Source organism: Maricaulis virginensis (assembly GCF_027922185.1).
In the GTDB taxonomy this organism is placed as follows: domain Bacteria; phylum Pseudomonadota; class Alphaproteobacteria; order Caulobacterales; family Maricaulaceae; genus Maricaulis; species Maricaulis virginensis.
The window spans coordinates 1-15,342 of the sequence record NZ_BSFE01000010.1 but is presented as its reverse complement, the minus strand read 5'-3'; the positions used below and the strand labels follow the sequence as shown (position 1 = coordinate 15,342).

Genomic DNA, 15,342 nt, shown 5'->3' with positions numbered 1-15,342 from the left:
TCCTGGGTCAGGCTGTCTCGACTTGCCCGACAATCATGGCGCGCTCGCCGGTCAAGGCAAGCGCCTCAAGGGCAGCATCCGCAGTCTCCGGTGCGACGCATAGCAGCATGCCGACGCCACAATTGAAGGTGCGGTGCATTTCACGGACCTCGATCCCGCCGGTTTCGGCCAGCCACTGGAACATCGGCGGCAGGGGCCAGGCGGAATAGTCGATCCGGGCTTCCAGACCGTCCGGCATCATGCGTGGCGGGTTCTCGACCAGGCCGCCGCCGGTGATGTGGGCGAGGCCCTTCACCAGGCCGGACTTGATCAGGGGCAGGCAGGATTTCACATAGAGCCGCGTCGGCGTCAGGAAGGCCTCGCCCAGCGTCTTGCCCGGTTCGAACGGAGCCGGGTCGGACCAGTCCAGCCCTGCGACTTCCATCACCTTGCGGACCAGCGAGAAGCCGTTGGAGTGCACGCCGGAGGAGGCGAGACCGATCAGTACATCGCCGGCCTTCATGGCGTCATGGTCGGGCAGGAGGCGGCCGCGCTCGGCAGCCCCCACGACGAAACCGGCCAGGTCGAAATCATCCTCGGCATACATGCCGGGCATTTCCGCCGTCTCGCCGCCGATCAGGGCACAGCCGGACTGTTTGCAGCCCTCGGCAATGCCCTTGACGATGGCTTCGCCGCGCGCCGGATCGAGCTTGGAGGTCGCCAGATAGTCCAGGAAGAAGAGCGGTTCGGCGCCCTGCGCCAGCACGTCATTGACGCACATCGCAACCAGGTCGATGCCGACCGTGTCGAGAATGCCGGTTGCGATCGCCAGTTTCAGCTTGGTGCCGACACCGTCCGTGCCGGAAATCAGGATCGGGTCGTGATAGCCGGCGGCCTTGAGATCGAAGGCGCCGCCGAAACCGCCGAGATCGGCCGCGGCACCGGCGCGGCGTGTTGCGGCAGCAAGCGGTTTGATACGGTCGACCAGGGCATCGCCGGCGTCGATATCGACCCCGCTGTCCGCATAGGTGAGCCCGTTCTTGCGTCCGCTATCGTCGGTTCCGGCCATGCCGATTCCCCAGCCTTCTGTCAAAGTGCGGCGGAGTACAGTCGAAACCCGCCTCAGACGCAAGCCACGGGCTTCACGCGCGACTGCGTCCGGTTATAGTGGCGCGACATCCGAACCTGACAGGAGCCTGCCGTGCGATTCCTTCTCGCTGCCTTGTGTCTGAGCCTTGTTCCGCTGGCAGCGGCGCAGGCGGACGACCCCTATACGGTCACCGGCGTGGAGATCGATGCGACCGCCGACAACGCGCTGCAGGCGCAGACCGCGGCGATGCAGCAGGGCCAGCGGGCCGCTGCGCGCCGGCTGATCGAGCGTCTGACCCTCGCAGAGGACCGGGTCGGCACGCCGCTGGAAAGCGCCGCGTTTGCCCTGGACGATGCCATCATCGCGGAAATGATCTCCGGGCTGCAGATTCGCGACGAGCAGCGCAGCGGCACCCGCTACCTCGCCAAGCTGGATGTCGGATTCCATCGCCGCTCGGTGGCACGCGTCCTGGAGAACTACGGTATTCCCTTTGTCGACAGTCCGGCACGCGCGACGCTCGTCCTGCCGGTGCTGGATGCCGGCGGCGACCTGGTGCTGTGGCGTGACAATCCCTGGCGCGAGGCGTGGCAGAGCCGGCGCTTCCGTCATGCTCTGACGCCGATGACGCTGGCGACGGCCGATCCGGAAATGGCGCCGATCACCGCGCGCCAGGCGCTGCAGCTGGATGAAGCCGCGCTTTCGGCCTTGGCCATGCAGTATGGCGTCACCCGGATCGCGATCCTGCGCGCGGCCCAACAGCCCTCCGAGGCGGTGCGGGCCGGCGGTTACATGGTGGAATTTGCCCAGGACGGGACGATGGCTGTCGATACCTGGGGCCCGATGAGTTTCTATGGCGGCTGGGCCGAGGCGGCGGACTTCTTCGTGATCGAGCGCGAGGATGCCTGGAAGCGCCAGGGCATTGTGCGCGACATGGAGGAGACCGAGATGCGCGTCACGGTGCTTTACAGCGGTATCGACGAATGGCGGCGTCTGCAGACGGCGCTGGCGCGTGCATCGCTGGTGCGCAATGCCCAGCTCGACGCGTTGTCGCGCGACGGTGCGCGCATGACGGTGCAGTATCGCGGTGCACTGGATCAGCTGGTCTCGGAACTTGCCGAACGCGGCGCCGCACTGGAAGAACACCCGGAACTGGGCTGGGTGGTGCTTGCCACCCGGTGATCCCTTGAACCGGCGGGCCGACATGACACCCCAACTGGCACTCGATCTGCCGGCGCGCGAGGATTTCAGCGCGTCGAGCCTGATCCTCGGCCCGTCCAATGCCGAGGCGCTGGCCGCGCTTGGCCGCTGGCCGGACTGGCCGCGCAATGTCATGGCGCTGGTCGGGCCGGAAGGGGCGGGCAAATCGCACCTGGCCACGGTCTGGGCGCTGCGCTGCGAGGCGGAGATCGTCGAGGCTGCGGACCTGGCCGAACGGCTGGCGGATATCGCACCGGGGTGCCGCGTTCTGGTGGAAGACATCGACCGCGCGCTCGACGATGATGCGCTGTTCCATACGCTCAATCGTGCTGCCGAGGGCGATATTCCGGCGTTGTTGCTGACGGCCCGCAAACCGCCCGTGCTGTGGCCGGCGCAATTGCCCGATCTGGTATCGCGGCTGCGGGCGCTGCCGCATGCGGATCTGTACGAGGCTGACGATGAATTGCTCACCCGGCTGATCGAGAAACAGCTGCAGGACCGGGGCGCCCCGGTCCGGCCCGGCGTGATAGACTATCTCCTGCCGCGTATGGAGCGTTCGGCCACGGCCGTACGCCGCATCGTGGAGCGGATGGACAAGCTGGCGCTCGTGAAGAAAACGCCAATAACGCGTGCTATTGCGCGGGAAGTGCTGGAAACCTGGCAGGACAGTGGAGAGACGGAATGAACCTCCCGGCCCGGGACATCGCCGACATCAACGCGCTGATGCAGTCGCCTGCGCGTTATCTGAACCGGGAATTGTCCTGGGTGCGCTTCAATCTGCGCGTCCTCGAGGAGGCGGAGAATCCGAACCATCCGGTGTTCGAACGCCTGCGTTTCCTGTCGATTTCGGCCAGCAATCTGGATGAGTTCTACATGGTCCGTGTTGCGGGCCTGCGCGCGCAGATGCATTCCGGCGTCACGGCGACCAGTATCGACGGGCTGACCCCGGCCGAGCAGCTGGAACAGATTCACGCGCTGGCCGGCGAGCTGATGCTCAAGCAGCAAAACCTCTGGCGCAAGCTGAAGACGGAGATGGGCAAGGCCGGGGTGAAGGTGCTCGAGCCGCACCAGATATCAAAGACCGACGAGGCCTGGCTGCGCGGCGAGTTTCTCAAACACACCCTGCCGGTGATCACGCCGCTGGCGATCGATCCGGCGCATCCCTTCCCCTTCATCCCCAATCTGGGTTTTGCCCTGGCGCTGCAATTGCGCAAGCGGGAGGCCGGCAAGCTGATGAATGCGCTGATCCCGCTGCCCAGCGGTGTGAAGCGCTTTGTCGAACTGCCGACGCGCGCGCGCCGCGATGGCGGCCGCCCGGACCGGCGCTTCATGTCGCTGGAAGCCGTGCTGACCCTGTTCGTCGACACGCTCTTTCCGGGCCATGAAGTGGTCGGCAAGGGCGTCTTCCGGGTGATCCGCGACAGCGATATCGAGGTCGAGGAAGAGTCCGAAGACCTGATGCTGGAATTCGAGAACCTTCTCAAACAGCGCCGCCGCGGCGCGGTGGTCCGCCTGACCATGGAGACCGGCATGCCGCCGGGCCTGCGCGACCTGATCGTCCAGCACATGCATGCCGGCCCGCAGGACATCGTGCCGGTGAACGGTCTGCTGGGCCTGGCCCAGATCGGCCAGCTGATCCCGGACGACCGGCCGGATCACATGTTCAAGCCCTATGAGCCGCGCTATCCGGAACGGATCCGCGATCATGGCGGCAATTGCTTCTCGGCGATCCGCGAGAAGGACATCATCGTCCACCACCCGTATGAGAGCTTCGATGTGGTGGTGGAATTCCTGCGCCAGGCCGCCGCCGATCCGGACGTCATCGCGATCAAGCAGACTCTCTACCGCACCTCCAAGGACAGCCCGATCGTGGCGGCGCTGATCGAGGCGGCGGAGAGCGGCAAGAATGTCACCGCGCTGGTCGAGCTGAAGGCGCGTTTCGACGAGGAAGCCAATCTGAAATGGGCGCGCGACCTGGAACGCGCCGGCGTGCAGGTCGTCTACGGCTTCATCGAGTACAAGACCCACGCCAAGATCTCGCTGGTGGTGCGGCGCGAGGGTTCGGACCTGCGCACCTATGCCCATTTCGGCACCGGCAATTATCACCCGATCACGGCGCGCATCTATACCGACCTGTCTCTCTTCACCGCCGACCCGGCCTTCGGGCGCGATGCGGGACGGGTGTTCAACTATGTCACCGGCTATGCGCGTCCGGAGAATCTGGAACGCCTGTCGGTCTCGCCGATCGGCATGAAGGAATTCATCCTCGAACATATCGAGCGCGAGATCGAGAATGCCCGCGCCGGCAAGCCGGCGGCCGTGTGGGCCAAGCTGAATTCGCTCGTGCATCCTGAAATCATCGACACGCTCTACCGCGCCAGCCAGGCCGGGGTGCGTGTGGAACTGGTGGTGCGCGGCATCTGCTGTCTGCGTCCGGGGATCAAGGGGTTGTCGGAAAACATCCGGGTCAAATCCATCGTCGGCCGCTTCCTCGAGCATTCGCGCATCGTGTGCTTTGCCAATGGCGCCGCGATGCCGTCGCCCGCGGCCAAGGTCTTCATCTCCTCGGCCGACTGGATGCCGCGCAATCTGGACCGCCGGGTCGAGCATCTCTGCCCGATCCAGAATCCCACCGTTCACCGCCAGGTGCTGGACCAGATCATGGTCGCCAATCTCAACGATACCGATCAGAGCTGGTACATGGATTCAGAGGGCGGCTATCACCGGGTGGACACGGCCAATGTCGACAAGCCGTTCAGTGCGCATGCCTATTTCATGACCAATCCCAGCCTGTCCGGCCGCGGCCACGCGCTCAAGAATGATCAGCCGCCGACCCTGACCGGCAGTACCGGCAGCTGACCGCCTTGGACGACGTCATCCAGCCGATCGAGCCGCTGATCGCGGAAACCGCCATTCATCGTGACATCGCGGTGATCGATGTCGGCTCCAACTCGGTGCGCCTGGTGCATTTCCGGGTCGAGGGGCGGGCGCTCTGGCCGATCTTCAACGAGAAGGTGATGGCGGGTCTGGGGCGCGGCGTTCGCGAAACCGGGCGTCTGCACGCTGAAGGCCGGGACATCGCCCTGCGTGCGCTCAAGCGCTTCCAGCGCCTGCTCGACGCCAAGGGCGTGCGTGAGCGTCATGTTGTCGCCACGGCCGCCGTCCGCAATGCGGTGGACGGTCGCGCTTTCGTGGCAGAGGCGGCGGAGTTGACGGGGCTGGATATCCGGATCCTGTCCGGCGAGGACGAGGCGCGCCTTTCGGCGATGGGCGTTCTGACCGGCATCCCCGATGCGCGCGGTGTGATGGGCGATCTGGGCGGTTCCAGCCTGGAACTCACACCGATCGCCGATGGTTCGGTGGGTGAGGGCAAGACCTTCGAACTCGGCCCGCAAGCGGTTCTTTCCGGCGATGCGTTCGACAGTGCGGCGGCCCAGGCCGTGATCGACGAACGTCTGACCGAAGGCGGTGTCCTGACGGGGCAGGGCGGCACCTTCTATGCCGTGGGCGGGGCCTGGCGTGCCATGGCACAGCTGGCCTTTGCGCGGTTCGACCATCCGCTGCATGTCGTGCACCAGTTCGAACTTTCGGCCGCCGAGGCGCTGGAGCTGGCGCGGCTGGCGACCCGCTTGAGCGCCGCTTCGCTGACCGGTGTGCCCGGCCTCTCCTCGCGCCGCGTGACCACGCTGCCCTATGCTGCGCTTCTCCTGCGGCGGGTGATCCGGCATGGCGGGTTCGGGCGCGTCGTGTTCTCGGCCTATGGCGTGCGTGAAGGAGTGCTGGCCGAGGGCCTGCCGCCGGACCTTCTGGCGACCGATCCGCTGATCGCCGGAGCCGAGACGATGGCCCGTCCGTCTTCGCCCTCACCGGATTTCGGCCGGGCGCTCGCCGCCTGGATCGCACCGGCCATGCGCGAGGTGGAGACGGCGTTCGATCCGGTGCGTGACCGGGTGCTGCAGGAGGCCGGGGCACGTCTGACCGATCTGGGTGCGCGCTTTCACCCGGATCACCGCGCCGAACTGGCGCGCGATACCGTTCTGTATGCGCCCTTTGCCGGTGTTACTCATGCCGAACGGGCCTTCCTGGCCGCGGCCTTGCACTATCGCTATGCCGGCAGGCGGAGCGAGCTGGAGCCGCATGCCGAGTTCGCGCTGTTGAGCGAGGTGCAGCACAATGTCGCCCAGATGATGGGCTGTGCGCTGCGCCTGGGCGCCAAACTGTCCGGCCGGGCGCCGCGTCTGCTGGATCGTTTCACCCTGACCGTGTCGCCGGCAGAGGTCCGCCTGGCGGTCGATGAGAGCGTGCGCGACCTCTATGTCGAACGATCGCTGTCCCTGCTGGACAATCTGGCCCGTGCGATTGGCCGCGAAGGGCGGGCGGAATACGTCTAGGACGCTTCGGCCGGTTATAATTTATCCTCGCCGCCGGCTGTAAAAGCGGCGATTTCTTACGGTGGCGTAAGGTTTTGTCCGACAGTGTGCTCGCGGGATAAACCGGCACTACGGACATATGTTCAAGCGTTTAGGGGAATATCTTTTCGCGCCTGTACCGGTGCCGCAGGACGTTGCCGGGTGGGTGCGCGCGCGGCAGCTGGATGCGTTCAGGCGCTTCAGCCCCGTCGCAGCCGGGGCCAATATCGCCAATGCGGTACTGGTTGCGGGCGTGATGATACAATCAAGCTATATGTGGTCCGGCCTGTTCTGGGCGTTCGCCATCACCGCACCCAATCTCTTCCTGCTCTATGGCTGGATGCGCTATCGACGGCGCCCACCGCGCGCCGCGGCTTCGGAACGGTCGATCAGCCGCAATCTGCGCGACAGTTCGATCCTGGCGCTGGTGTGGGCCGCGTTTCCGATCCTGTTCTACAATTCCATGTCGGGCTCGTTCCAGGCAGCGGTCGTCGCCGTGACGGTCGGCATGCTGTGCGGCGGCGCCTTCATGCTGTCCAGCCTGCCGCGCGCGGCCATGGCATGGATCGGTATCATCACTGCAGGCTCGCTTGTCGCCCTGTTCCGGAACCCGGATCCGGTCGAGCTCTATGTCGCCGCACTCCTGCTGGTCTATTCCGGCGTGCTGGCGCAATCGGTACGCTGGTCCTATTCCGAATTTGTCCGCCGCTTGCTCGGAGAGCGCGTCGCGAAACAGCAGACCGAGCTGATCGGTCTCCTGCTGCACGACTTCGAAGAGGCGGCGTCCGACTGGCTATGGCGCACCGACACGTCGGGCCGGATCCGGTCCGGCCTGCCGCGTTTCGACCCGGACAACATCCGCCCGGACGATCAGCCTGCGCCGGCGCTGCTGTCGCTGTTCGAGCAGGATGGGGCAGCCAGCGAGCTGGCGCATCTGATGGCGAGCGAGGAGGCCTTTTCCGATCGCGAGCTGCGGCTGAAGGGCGATGGTACCGTGCGCTGGGTCAGCCTGACCGGAAAGCCGCGCTACGAGGACGGGCGGTTCGCCGGCTACCAGGGCGTGGCCTCCGATATCACCGCGACACGCGAGAGCGCTGAAAAGATCGAGTATCTCGCCTCGCACGACACTCTGACGGGCCTGGCCAACCGGGCGACGCTTTCGGCACTGCTCGATCAGCGCATGCAATTGCCGGACGGCCGCACGAGCCTGCTATTGCTGGACCTGGACCGTTTCAAGGTCATCAATGACACGATGGGACACGGGGTGGGCGACCGTGTGCTGGTGACCGTCGCCAGTCGCCTGCGCCATGTCGTCGGCCAGGCCGGCACCGTGTGCAGGATGGGCGGCGACGAATTCGCCATTGTCCTCACCGATCCGTGTCGCGAGGCCCAGTATATCGGGCGCCAGATCGTCGATGCGATCGAGCTGCCGATCACGATCGACGACGCCGTGGTGGATTGTTCGACCTGTATCGGCATCCGCCAGCTCGGCGCCGGTGATACCTGCGTCCAGGCGGTGTTGAGCCAGGCCGACCTCGCGCTCTATCGTGCGAAGGCGAGCGGGCAGGGCAATGTGGTCGAGTTCGACCGGACGATGGACATCGAGGCCCAGGCGCTGATGCAGATGGAGCGCGATCTCAGGGCCGCGATCGACAATGACCAGATCCACCTGTTGTACCAGCCCCTGATCGATATCGACCGGAACCGGACCACCGGCTGCGAGGCGCTGCTGCGCTGGAGTCACCCGGAACATGGCAATGTGCCGCCCGACCGCTTCATCGACCTTGCCGAGCGCAGCGGGCTGATCGTGCCGATGGGCGAATGGGTGATCCGCTCGGTCGTCGAGGCTGCGGCGCAGATCGATCCGGGTATCTGCATCGCGATCAATGTGTCTCCCGTGCAGCTGCGCAATCCGGACCTGCCGGGCGTCTTCGTCGAGGCGCTGACGCGCCATGGCGTGGATCCCGGGCGCATCGAGGTGGAGATTACCGAGTCCGTCCTGCTGGCGGACACCGACGCCAATCTCTCGATACTGCGCAAGCTGCGCGATATCGGCCTGAAAATCAGCCTGGACGATTTCGGCACCGGCTATTCCTCTTTCAGCTATCTGCGCAAATTCGCCTTCGACAAGCTGAAGATCGACCGCTCCTTCGTCGAACCACTGGACCGCGAGCCGCAATCCATCTCCATCGTCGGGTCGATCAACGCGCTTGCCCGGGCCCTGCAGATGACGACGGTCGCCGAGGGCGTCGAGACCGAACGCCAGTTCGAGGCCGTACGTATCATCGGCTGTGACCAGGCCCAGGGCTATCTCTTTGCACGCCCGCTCACGCTCGATGCACTGGTCGCGCATGTCGAGACCGAGCGCCGTGAGGGGGCTGTGCAAATGAGCCGCGCCGGCTGACGGGGCTCGCCACAGCGCGCGCCGCGCGCTATCCGGGACGAGACGGATCGCAAAGGAATGCGGCGTGAGTTTTATCGACGGCTACAAACACCAGCTTGTTGGTTATTTCGGCTATTTGCCGGTCTATCGCCCGCTGGAGGATATCGACGGGCCCAAGCAGGAGTTTTCCTGTTCGCGCGGTGGTCTGGTTATCGGCGGCGGCAGTGGCGAACATCCCGGTCTCGTCCTTCTGGACCCGGCCGGCGCGGTGGCGGAATTCCTGCGCGAGACCTGGCCGGAGCGTGCAGCCGAAGCCGGCTGGCGCGAGGCGATCCACGATCATCTGCGCACACCGTCAGACTGTCTCGACTTTGCCGGCTGGGACGTCGAGGACCATGTCCGCTTCTACACGCTGTGCACCACGGCTGTGCCGAACCCCTATGATCGCGAAGGCACGGCGACGGGTTTCGAGAGCTGGCTGTGCTGTTCGCTGGGCGAGTTCGTCTTCTTCGCGATGCCGGATCTGGCGCGCGATCTCATCGAGCGCCTCGACGACCCCATCCGCGATCTGGTGCATGTCTACTGGAACAACATCCTGCTGCCGCCGCCGGGCATGCCGCTCTACGCCAATGGCGGCAGTGCCTGGGATTCAAGGCTCAAGCCACTGGATTAGAGCGTGATCCGGTGGCGTGGAAACCGGTTCGCCGGTTCGATCGCGCGACCGCCCTAGACCTTCACCTCGGTGACGCAGACCTTGCCGTCCTTCAGCGTCAGCGACAGTTCACCCCGCTTGAGACGACGGGCCGGTTCGCCGAACACCTCGCGCCGCCAGCCGGTCATCGCCGCGACATCCTCGTCATCGCCGCTGGCGATCTTTTCCAGGTCCGGCACGGTGGCGATGAGGCGCGGTGCGACACCGGCATCCTCGGCGACGAATTTCAGCAGCACCTTGAGCAATTCCACGGTCGGACCCGTGCCCTGGGGCGGGGGCGCGGACTTTTCGTATGCCGGTGCATAGGATTCCGGTGCGGCCAGCGCGGCGGACATTTTCTCGAACAGGCGGCGGGCCGGCGATGAGCGTTCGAAGCCCTTGGGCACGGCGCGCAGTCCGGTCAGCTGTTCCGGCGTCGTGGGAGCGACACCGGCGATCTCGTAGATCGCATCATCCTTCATCACGCGCTGGCGCGGCATGTCCCGGGTCTGCGCCTCGGTCTCGCGCCAGGCGGCAGCGGCGCGCAGCGCCGCCAGCCATTTCGGCGAATTCTTGCGCAGCTTCATCCGGCGCCAGCTCTCTTCGGGATCGAGCCGGTAGGTCTCCGGATTGGTGAGGATCTTCATTTCCTCGGCCAGCCATTCGGCCCGGCCCTTCTTCTCCAGCCGCTCCTGCATGATCGGATAGAGATCGCGCAGATGGGTCACGTCGGCCATGGCGTATTCCAGCTGGGCATCGCTCAGCGGACGGCGCGACCAGTCGGTAAAGCGCGGCCCCTTGTCGATCGGGCGTTTCAGCAGCGCCTTCACCAGTGCGTCATAGGCAATCGAGTCGCCCAGGCCCAGCGCCATCGCCGCAACCTGGCTGTCGAACATCGGATGCGGGATCAGGCTGTCGCCGCCGCGGTGGAAGAAGATCTCCAGATCCTGCCGTGCGGCATGGAAGACCTTGATGATCCGCTCATCCGCCATCAGCTCCCAGAAGGGTTCCAGATCGAGGCCGTCGGCCAGCGGGTCGATGATGACTTCCGTCGGGCCGCCCGCCGCCTGGATCAGGCAGAGCTGCGGCCAGTACACCGTTTCGCGCATGAACTCGGTGTCGACAGCCATGTAGGGATTCTGGAGGAGGTCGTCACAGGCCTTTTCCAGGCCCTTTGTCGTCGTGATTATATTCATGGAGTCGCCGTTTAGCGTGGTGGAAGCGTTTTGACTATCTCGAAGGCGAGTCGGGGGCAGAGCGCCAGCGCAGGGATTGCCGCCAGAGAATAAACAGACCCGCCAGCAGGCTGATCGCGGCGATCACCAGGAAGGCGGTCTGGATCGGCAGGGTGAGGGCAGCGATGACGGCCAGCACGAATTGTCCGGCGGTCGCGGTGGCGGCATTCAGGATCCCGCCCGCCGCCAGCAGACGGCCGCGCAGCTCGGCCGGTGCGCGGCGCTGGGCCATGGCCTGCAGGGGCACCACGAAGAGACCCGCCGACACAGCGGCCATGCCCAGATCGATCAGGATGCGCAGATTGGCCGGTTCGGCCATGAAGGCGTTTGCCGAGACCAGCGGCGCGCCTTCCGGCGTCAGCGGGTTGGACCAGGTGTGCAGGGCGACATCCCCGGCGAAGATCACCACGCCGAAAGCGCCGGCAATCGAGAAGGGCAGGGCGTCGCCGTCGCCGCTCAGCGCGCCGCACGCCATCGCACCGATCGCCGCGCCGACCGTGAACAGCGCCGAAAAGAGCAGCACCACCGTTTCGTCCGCGCCCAGCACCGAGGCCGTGAAGACCGGCATCAGCGTGATGATCGAGGCGGCCAGCATCCAGAACCAGGCCACGCCCGTCAGCGGACGCAGCACGTCCGGCGCTTTCAGCGCATAGCCCAGCACGCGGAACGTTTCGCCGATGAAGTTGACGGTCAGCGGCATGTCCGGCCGCGAGGCGGGCGCCTCCGGCAATTGCCGGATCGCCAGCCAGCCGACGATCGCCATCACGACCAGCCCGCCGCCCACGGCCTGCGGTCCGAAGGACTGGGTGATCAGCCAGGTGCCGGTGCCGATACCGATCAGCACCGAGACGTTCAGCAGGCCGGAGATCAGCGCATTGGCGGGCACCAGCTCGGTGTCGCTAAGAAGTGTCGGCAGGGCGGAATTCTTGGCCGGGGTGAAGAAGGCCGATTGCGTGCCCATCAGGAAGAGCGCCGTCATCAACAGGTGCGGCTGTTCCAGGATGAAGCCCAGCGCGGTGATCGCCATCAGCCAGATCTCGGCGAACTTGGCAAAGCGCATGATGCGCGTGCGGTCGAACTTGTCGGCCATGCGGCCGGCCACGGCCGAGAACAGGAAGATCGGCACGGTAAACATCGAGGCCGCGACCGAGACCAGGGTCAGCCGGTCCAGCCCGAACATCGTCAGGCCCTCGAACGCGATCAGCGTGACCAGGGCATAGCGGAAGAAATTGTCGTTGAAGGCTCCCAGGGACTGGGCGACCAGCAGGGGCAGGAAACGCTTCTGCGTTACCAGCCGGGCGGCAATCCTGGCACTCATGACACTGTCTCCGTGTCGGCAGGCCCATACGCGCGGCCTTCGGCCTCCAGCGCGCGGGTGCGGGTTTCAATCGTGGTCATCAGGCGCGGCAGGAAGGCATCGCGCGGCAGGCCGGGCGGGATCGGGTCGAGAAACGCGATCACCGCCGGGCCTGGATGCTTGACCCATTCATTCTTCGGCCAGCGCAGCCCCATATTGGTGGCGACAGGCACGACGGGGCGGTTCAGCGTCTCATACATGAGGTGCACGCCCTTCCTGTAGCGCCTGGCCTCGCCGACCGCGGCCAGATTGCCCTCCGGATAGATCAGCAGCGGGCGCGGATCGTCGGCGGCGCGGTTGAGCACATCCTGCATCGACTGGTCCGAGGCGCGGTCGCCGGGCGAGTTGACCATGGTCGCGCCAGACCGGGCGACGATGCGGCCGACCAGCGGAAACTTGGCGATCGCCGTGCCGATGATGAAATTGATGTCGCCGGTCACGGCCATCATCATGAAACCGTCGGCCCAGGACTGGTGCTTCGAGGCGATGATCACGGGCTGTCCCGCCGGCGGTGTGCCGCGCACCTCGATGCGGATACCCATCACCCCGCGCATCAGGCCGCGCACTGTGCGGCACGCCGTGCGCATGACGGCGCGAACAGGCCGGGGCGAGGGCTGCAGGGTCAGGGCGGCCGCGATCAGCACGAACACGGCCAGGCAGGCATAGAACAGGATGTTGAACACGGTCGATCGCATGACACTCCCCGGGTGCGGCCGGGCCCTGGCCGCGTCTCATGCGCAGCTCCGGACCGGGCGGCTGGCAGACTGCGCGCGTTCTTCACGCGGCGCAAACCGGGCCGCGTATTCCGCTTCCAGCTCACGCGAGCGGGCCTCGACGCGGCTTTCCAGCTCCGCCAGCACCGCATCGCGGTCGGCACTGGGGGCGATCGGGTCCATGAATTCGATCACCGCCGTACCGGCATGCTTGGCCCAGCCCTGCTGTGGCCAGCACTGGCCCAGATTGGTGGCGACGGGAATGATCGGCCGGTCCAGTGCCTGGCTCAGGCGCCACACGCCGGACCGATAGCGCAGGCCTTCGCCGACCGGGGTGAGATGGCCTTCCGGATAGATCAGCACGGGGCGCGGACGGCCTTCGCCCTGCGAGCGGGCAATGCCCTCGGTCAGGCTCTTCTGCGCCTCCGCGCCTCCGCCATTGGACAGCACGATGGCGCCGCAGCGTTTCAGCACCCAGCCGATCAGCGGGAATTTCAGCATGTGGTCGCCGCAGACGAAATTTACGTCGCCGCACTTGGCCATCATCACGATGCCGTCGCCCCAGGACTGGTGCTTGGCGCCGATGATCACCGGCTGGTCTTTCGGCGCGGTGCCGCGCACTTCCACGCGGATGCCGCAGACGACGCGCATCAGGATTACCGTGGCGCGGCAGTAGGAGCGCAGGCCGTGCATCAGCACGCGGCGGCCGGGCACGAGCGCCAGGATGGCGCAGACAATGGCGTAGACGCCGGACAGGAACCAGTAGGCACAGTTGAACACGAAGGACCGCATCACGGCCTCCCTTGGCTGTTGGAAGTCATTGGAAAATCGGGTGGATCAGGCGGTGTGCAGCACGGCCATAATCGCGCGGGTGAAGTCGTCCACATAGTGGGTGAGCGGTCTGGCGATCCGGCCGTAGAGCGAATACTCCGCCGCCTGCATCACCACGCCCAGCGCCATGGCGGATTTCAGTTCGGCATCGCCCTGGGGAATTTCGCCGCGCGCCATCGCGTCGGCCACACAGGCCGTCATCAGGTCGGACGGGTCGGCCCCGCCATCGCCCGAAGCCGCAATGAAATAATTGCGGTGGGTGAGGTGGAAGGCGAATTGCGCCGGATCGGTCTGCGCCAGGTGGCAATAGGCGCGGGTGAGGGCGCGGGCGATATCCTCCAGCGAGGCGCCGGGGGCCAGATTGTCCGTCACCAGGCTTTCCAGCCGGGCATGGATGGCCTCGAACATCTGCCGGCCCAGCGCATCCTTGGACCTGAAGTGGCGGTACATGGCGCCGTCGGATATGCCGCAGGCCCCGGCGATCTGCTTGATCGACACCCCGTCCATCCCGTGCCGGGCAAACAGCATCAATGCCGCCCGCTCGATCCGCGCCTTGGTCGTGCCGGCCTTCGCCGTCACGCCGGTATTGGTATCCACGCCGTCGAAAAGGTCAGTTCTCAGCATCCCGCTCATCGCTTTCGTCCCGTGTTGGCGATCGTGTGAACGATCATTCACGCATTTTATGGAACGATGTTCGCGTAATTGCAAGTGAATAATTACTTACAAGCGTGTTCCGGTGTTAGAGAATTGAATTTCATTGATTATCGCGCTGAACTTCCCTTCTCCCCCACCGGGGAGAAGGTGCCCGCAGGGCGGATGAGGGGCGCGCGGCAGCGCTGCAAAGAGTCTTGAGCAGGCCGCTGCGCGGCCGCCCCTCACCCTTCGTTGCTTTCAACAGGCCCCCGGCCTGTTGAATTCGCTGCGCGAACCGCGCCTCAGCCCTCTCCCCGGTCGGGGAGAGGGGGTGCTGAAGCCACCACCCCCTAAACACCCCGCCGCTTTTCCCGGCTGAAAGCCCGGCGAAGGCCGGGCGGAGTGCCGGGATCTGCGGGAAGCTCCTCGCTTGAAGTGATCTTCGGTAGATCCCGGATCTGCAGCCTGCCTTCGCAGGATTCCGTCCGGGAAAAAGTGAGGCGGTTGGAAGACAGAGCGCAAACGCCGCAACAAACACCGTCACCCTGACACCCGCTTTCGCGGGCGCAGGCTTCAGTCAGGGCCCAGCTCATAGAGCGCGGTGGCCGCGAGTTCGCACTTATCCCTCACATCGCCACAGATCAGACCGAGCCCGCCTCGCCCAAATCTCCCTTTGCGATCTGGGTCCTGACTTTCGTCAGGATGACGGGGGAGAGAGAATAGCGCGGGAAACTTATCCCCGCCCGCTCAACTGCGCGTATGCTCGCAGACGGTTTCCGGGATGGGAGGCATGAGCTCAGTCCCTTGTGCCCGGGAGCGTGCGG

12 protein-coding genes are annotated in these 15,342 nt (G+C 65.6%); 6 read left to right on the top strand and 6 right to left on the bottom strand.

Annotation, left to right across the window (positions count from 1 at the left end; all coding sequences use genetic code 11):
- Positions 1-7: 7 nt before the first annotated feature.
- Positions 8-1,048 carry a phosphoribosylformylglycinamidine cyclo-ligase gene (gene purM, locus PKE71_RS14365; protein ID WP_271187685.1) on the bottom strand — a complete coding sequence of 347 codons (1,041 nt, stop codon included), beginning with the start codon at positions 1,046-1,048 and terminating at the stop codon, positions 8-10.
- A gap of 132 nt (positions 1,049-1,180) precedes the next feature.
- On the opposite strand from purM, the gene PKE71_RS14360 reads away from it, so the two are divergent.
- From PKE71_RS14360 to PKE71_RS14335, 6 genes are all read left to right on the top strand, one after another.
- Positions 1,181-2,248: a DUF2066 domain-containing protein gene (locus PKE71_RS14360; protein ID WP_271187684.1), complete on the top strand. Its 1,068-nt coding sequence runs from the start codon at positions 1,181-1,183 to the stop codon at positions 2,246-2,248.
- 22 nt (positions 2,249-2,270) lie between these two features.
- Entirely contained in the window at positions 2,271-2,951 is a 681-nt protein-coding gene (locus tag PKE71_RS14355) for a P-loop NTPase family protein (RefSeq protein WP_271187683.1), read from the top strand.
- Positions 2,948-5,125 (top strand): RNA degradosome polyphosphate kinase, encoded by a 2,178-nt coding sequence (locus tag PKE71_RS14350; protein ID WP_271187682.1) that lies wholly within the window; start codon positions 2,948-2,950, stop codon positions 5,123-5,125. Before PKE71_RS14355 ends, PKE71_RS14350 begins: the two co-directional genes overlap by 4 nt.
- 5 nt (positions 5,126-5,130) lie before the next feature.
- On the top strand, positions 5,131-6,657 hold the full coding sequence (locus tag PKE71_RS14345; RefSeq protein ID WP_271187681.1) for a Ppx/GppA family phosphatase: 1,527 nt from the start codon (positions 5,131-5,133) through the stop codon (positions 6,655-6,657).
- 118 nt (positions 6,658-6,775) lie between these two features.
- Complete coding sequence (locus PKE71_RS14340) at positions 6,776-9,079, top strand: putative bifunctional diguanylate cyclase/phosphodiesterase (protein ID WP_271187680.1); 2,304 nt, start codon at positions 6,776-6,778, stop codon at positions 9,077-9,079.
- Between the two features lie 64 nt (positions 9,080-9,143).
- Positions 9,144-9,731, top strand: a complete 588-nt coding sequence (locus tag PKE71_RS14335) for a hypothetical protein (protein ID WP_271187679.1) — start codon at positions 9,144-9,146, stop codon at positions 9,729-9,731.
- A 53-nt stretch (positions 9,732-9,784) separates the two neighbouring features.
- Here the strand turns inward: PKE71_RS14335 and rnd are convergent, their stop codons facing one another.
- From rnd to PKE71_RS14310, 5 genes are read right to left on the bottom strand one after another with little or no spacing between them, the layout of a single operon-like run.
- A complete protein-coding gene (rnd, locus tag PKE71_RS14330) occupies positions 9,785-10,945 on the bottom strand; it encodes a ribonuclease D (protein WP_271187678.1) in 1,161 nt (386 codons plus the stop codon).
- A 34-nt stretch (positions 10,946-10,979) separates the two neighbouring features.
- Positions 10,980-12,302: an MFS transporter gene (locus tag PKE71_RS14325; RefSeq protein ID WP_271187677.1), complete on the bottom strand. Its 1,323-nt coding sequence runs from the start codon at positions 12,300-12,302 to the stop codon at positions 10,980-10,982.
- Positions 12,299-13,036: a lysophospholipid acyltransferase family protein gene (locus PKE71_RS14320; protein WP_271187676.1), complete on the bottom strand. Its 738-nt coding sequence runs from the start codon at positions 13,034-13,036 to the stop codon at positions 12,299-12,301. Before PKE71_RS14320 ends, PKE71_RS14325 begins: the two co-directional genes overlap by 4 nt.
- Before the next feature lie 36 nt (positions 13,037-13,072).
- Positions 13,073-13,846, bottom strand: a complete 774-nt coding sequence (locus PKE71_RS14315; RefSeq protein ID WP_271187675.1) for a lysophospholipid acyltransferase family protein — start codon at positions 13,844-13,846, stop codon at positions 13,073-13,075.
- 45 nt (positions 13,847-13,891) lie between these two features.
- On the bottom strand, positions 13,892-14,509 hold the full coding sequence (locus PKE71_RS14310) for a TetR/AcrR family transcriptional regulator (protein ID WP_271187674.1): 618 nt from the start codon (positions 14,507-14,509) through the stop codon (positions 13,892-13,894).
- Positions 14,510-15,342 lie beyond the last annotated feature (833 nt).

What these genes read in the sequence shown, in the direction of transcription:
- PKE71_RS14310 (WP_271187674.1), bottom strand. Translation starts at nt 14,509, where the DNA reads ATGCTGAGAACTGACCTTTTCGACGGCGTGGATACCAATACCGGCGTG.
- PKE71_RS14325 (WP_271187677.1), bottom strand. Translation starts at nt 12,302, where the DNA reads ATGAGTGCCAGGATTGCCGCCCGGCTGGTAACGCAGAAGCGTTTCCTG.
- PKE71_RS14340 (WP_271187680.1), top strand. Translation starts at nt 6,776, where the DNA reads ATGTTCAAGCGTTTAGGGGAATATCTTTTCGCGCCTGTACCGGTGCCG.
- PKE71_RS14355 (WP_271187683.1), top strand. Translation starts at nt 2,271, where the DNA reads ATGACACCCCAACTGGCACTCGATCTGCCGGCGCGCGAGGATTTCAGC.
- PKE71_RS14315 (WP_271187675.1), bottom strand. Translation starts at nt 13,846, where the DNA reads ATGCGGTCCTTCGTGTTCAACTGTGCCTACTGGTTCCTGTCCGGCGTC.
- purM (WP_271187685.1), bottom strand. Translation starts at nt 1,048, where the DNA reads ATGGCCGGAACCGACGATAGCGGACGCAAGAACGGGCTCACCTATGCG.
- rnd (WP_271187678.1), bottom strand. Translation starts at nt 10,945, where the DNA reads ATGAATATAATCACGACGACAAAGGGCCTGGAAAAGGCCTGTGACGAC.
- PKE71_RS14320 (WP_271187676.1), bottom strand. Translation starts at nt 13,036, where the DNA reads ATGCGATCGACCGTGTTCAACATCCTGTTCTATGCCTGCCTGGCCGTG.
- PKE71_RS14350 (WP_271187682.1), top strand. Translation starts at nt 2,948, where the DNA reads ATGAACCTCCCGGCCCGGGACATCGCCGACATCAACGCGCTGATGCAG.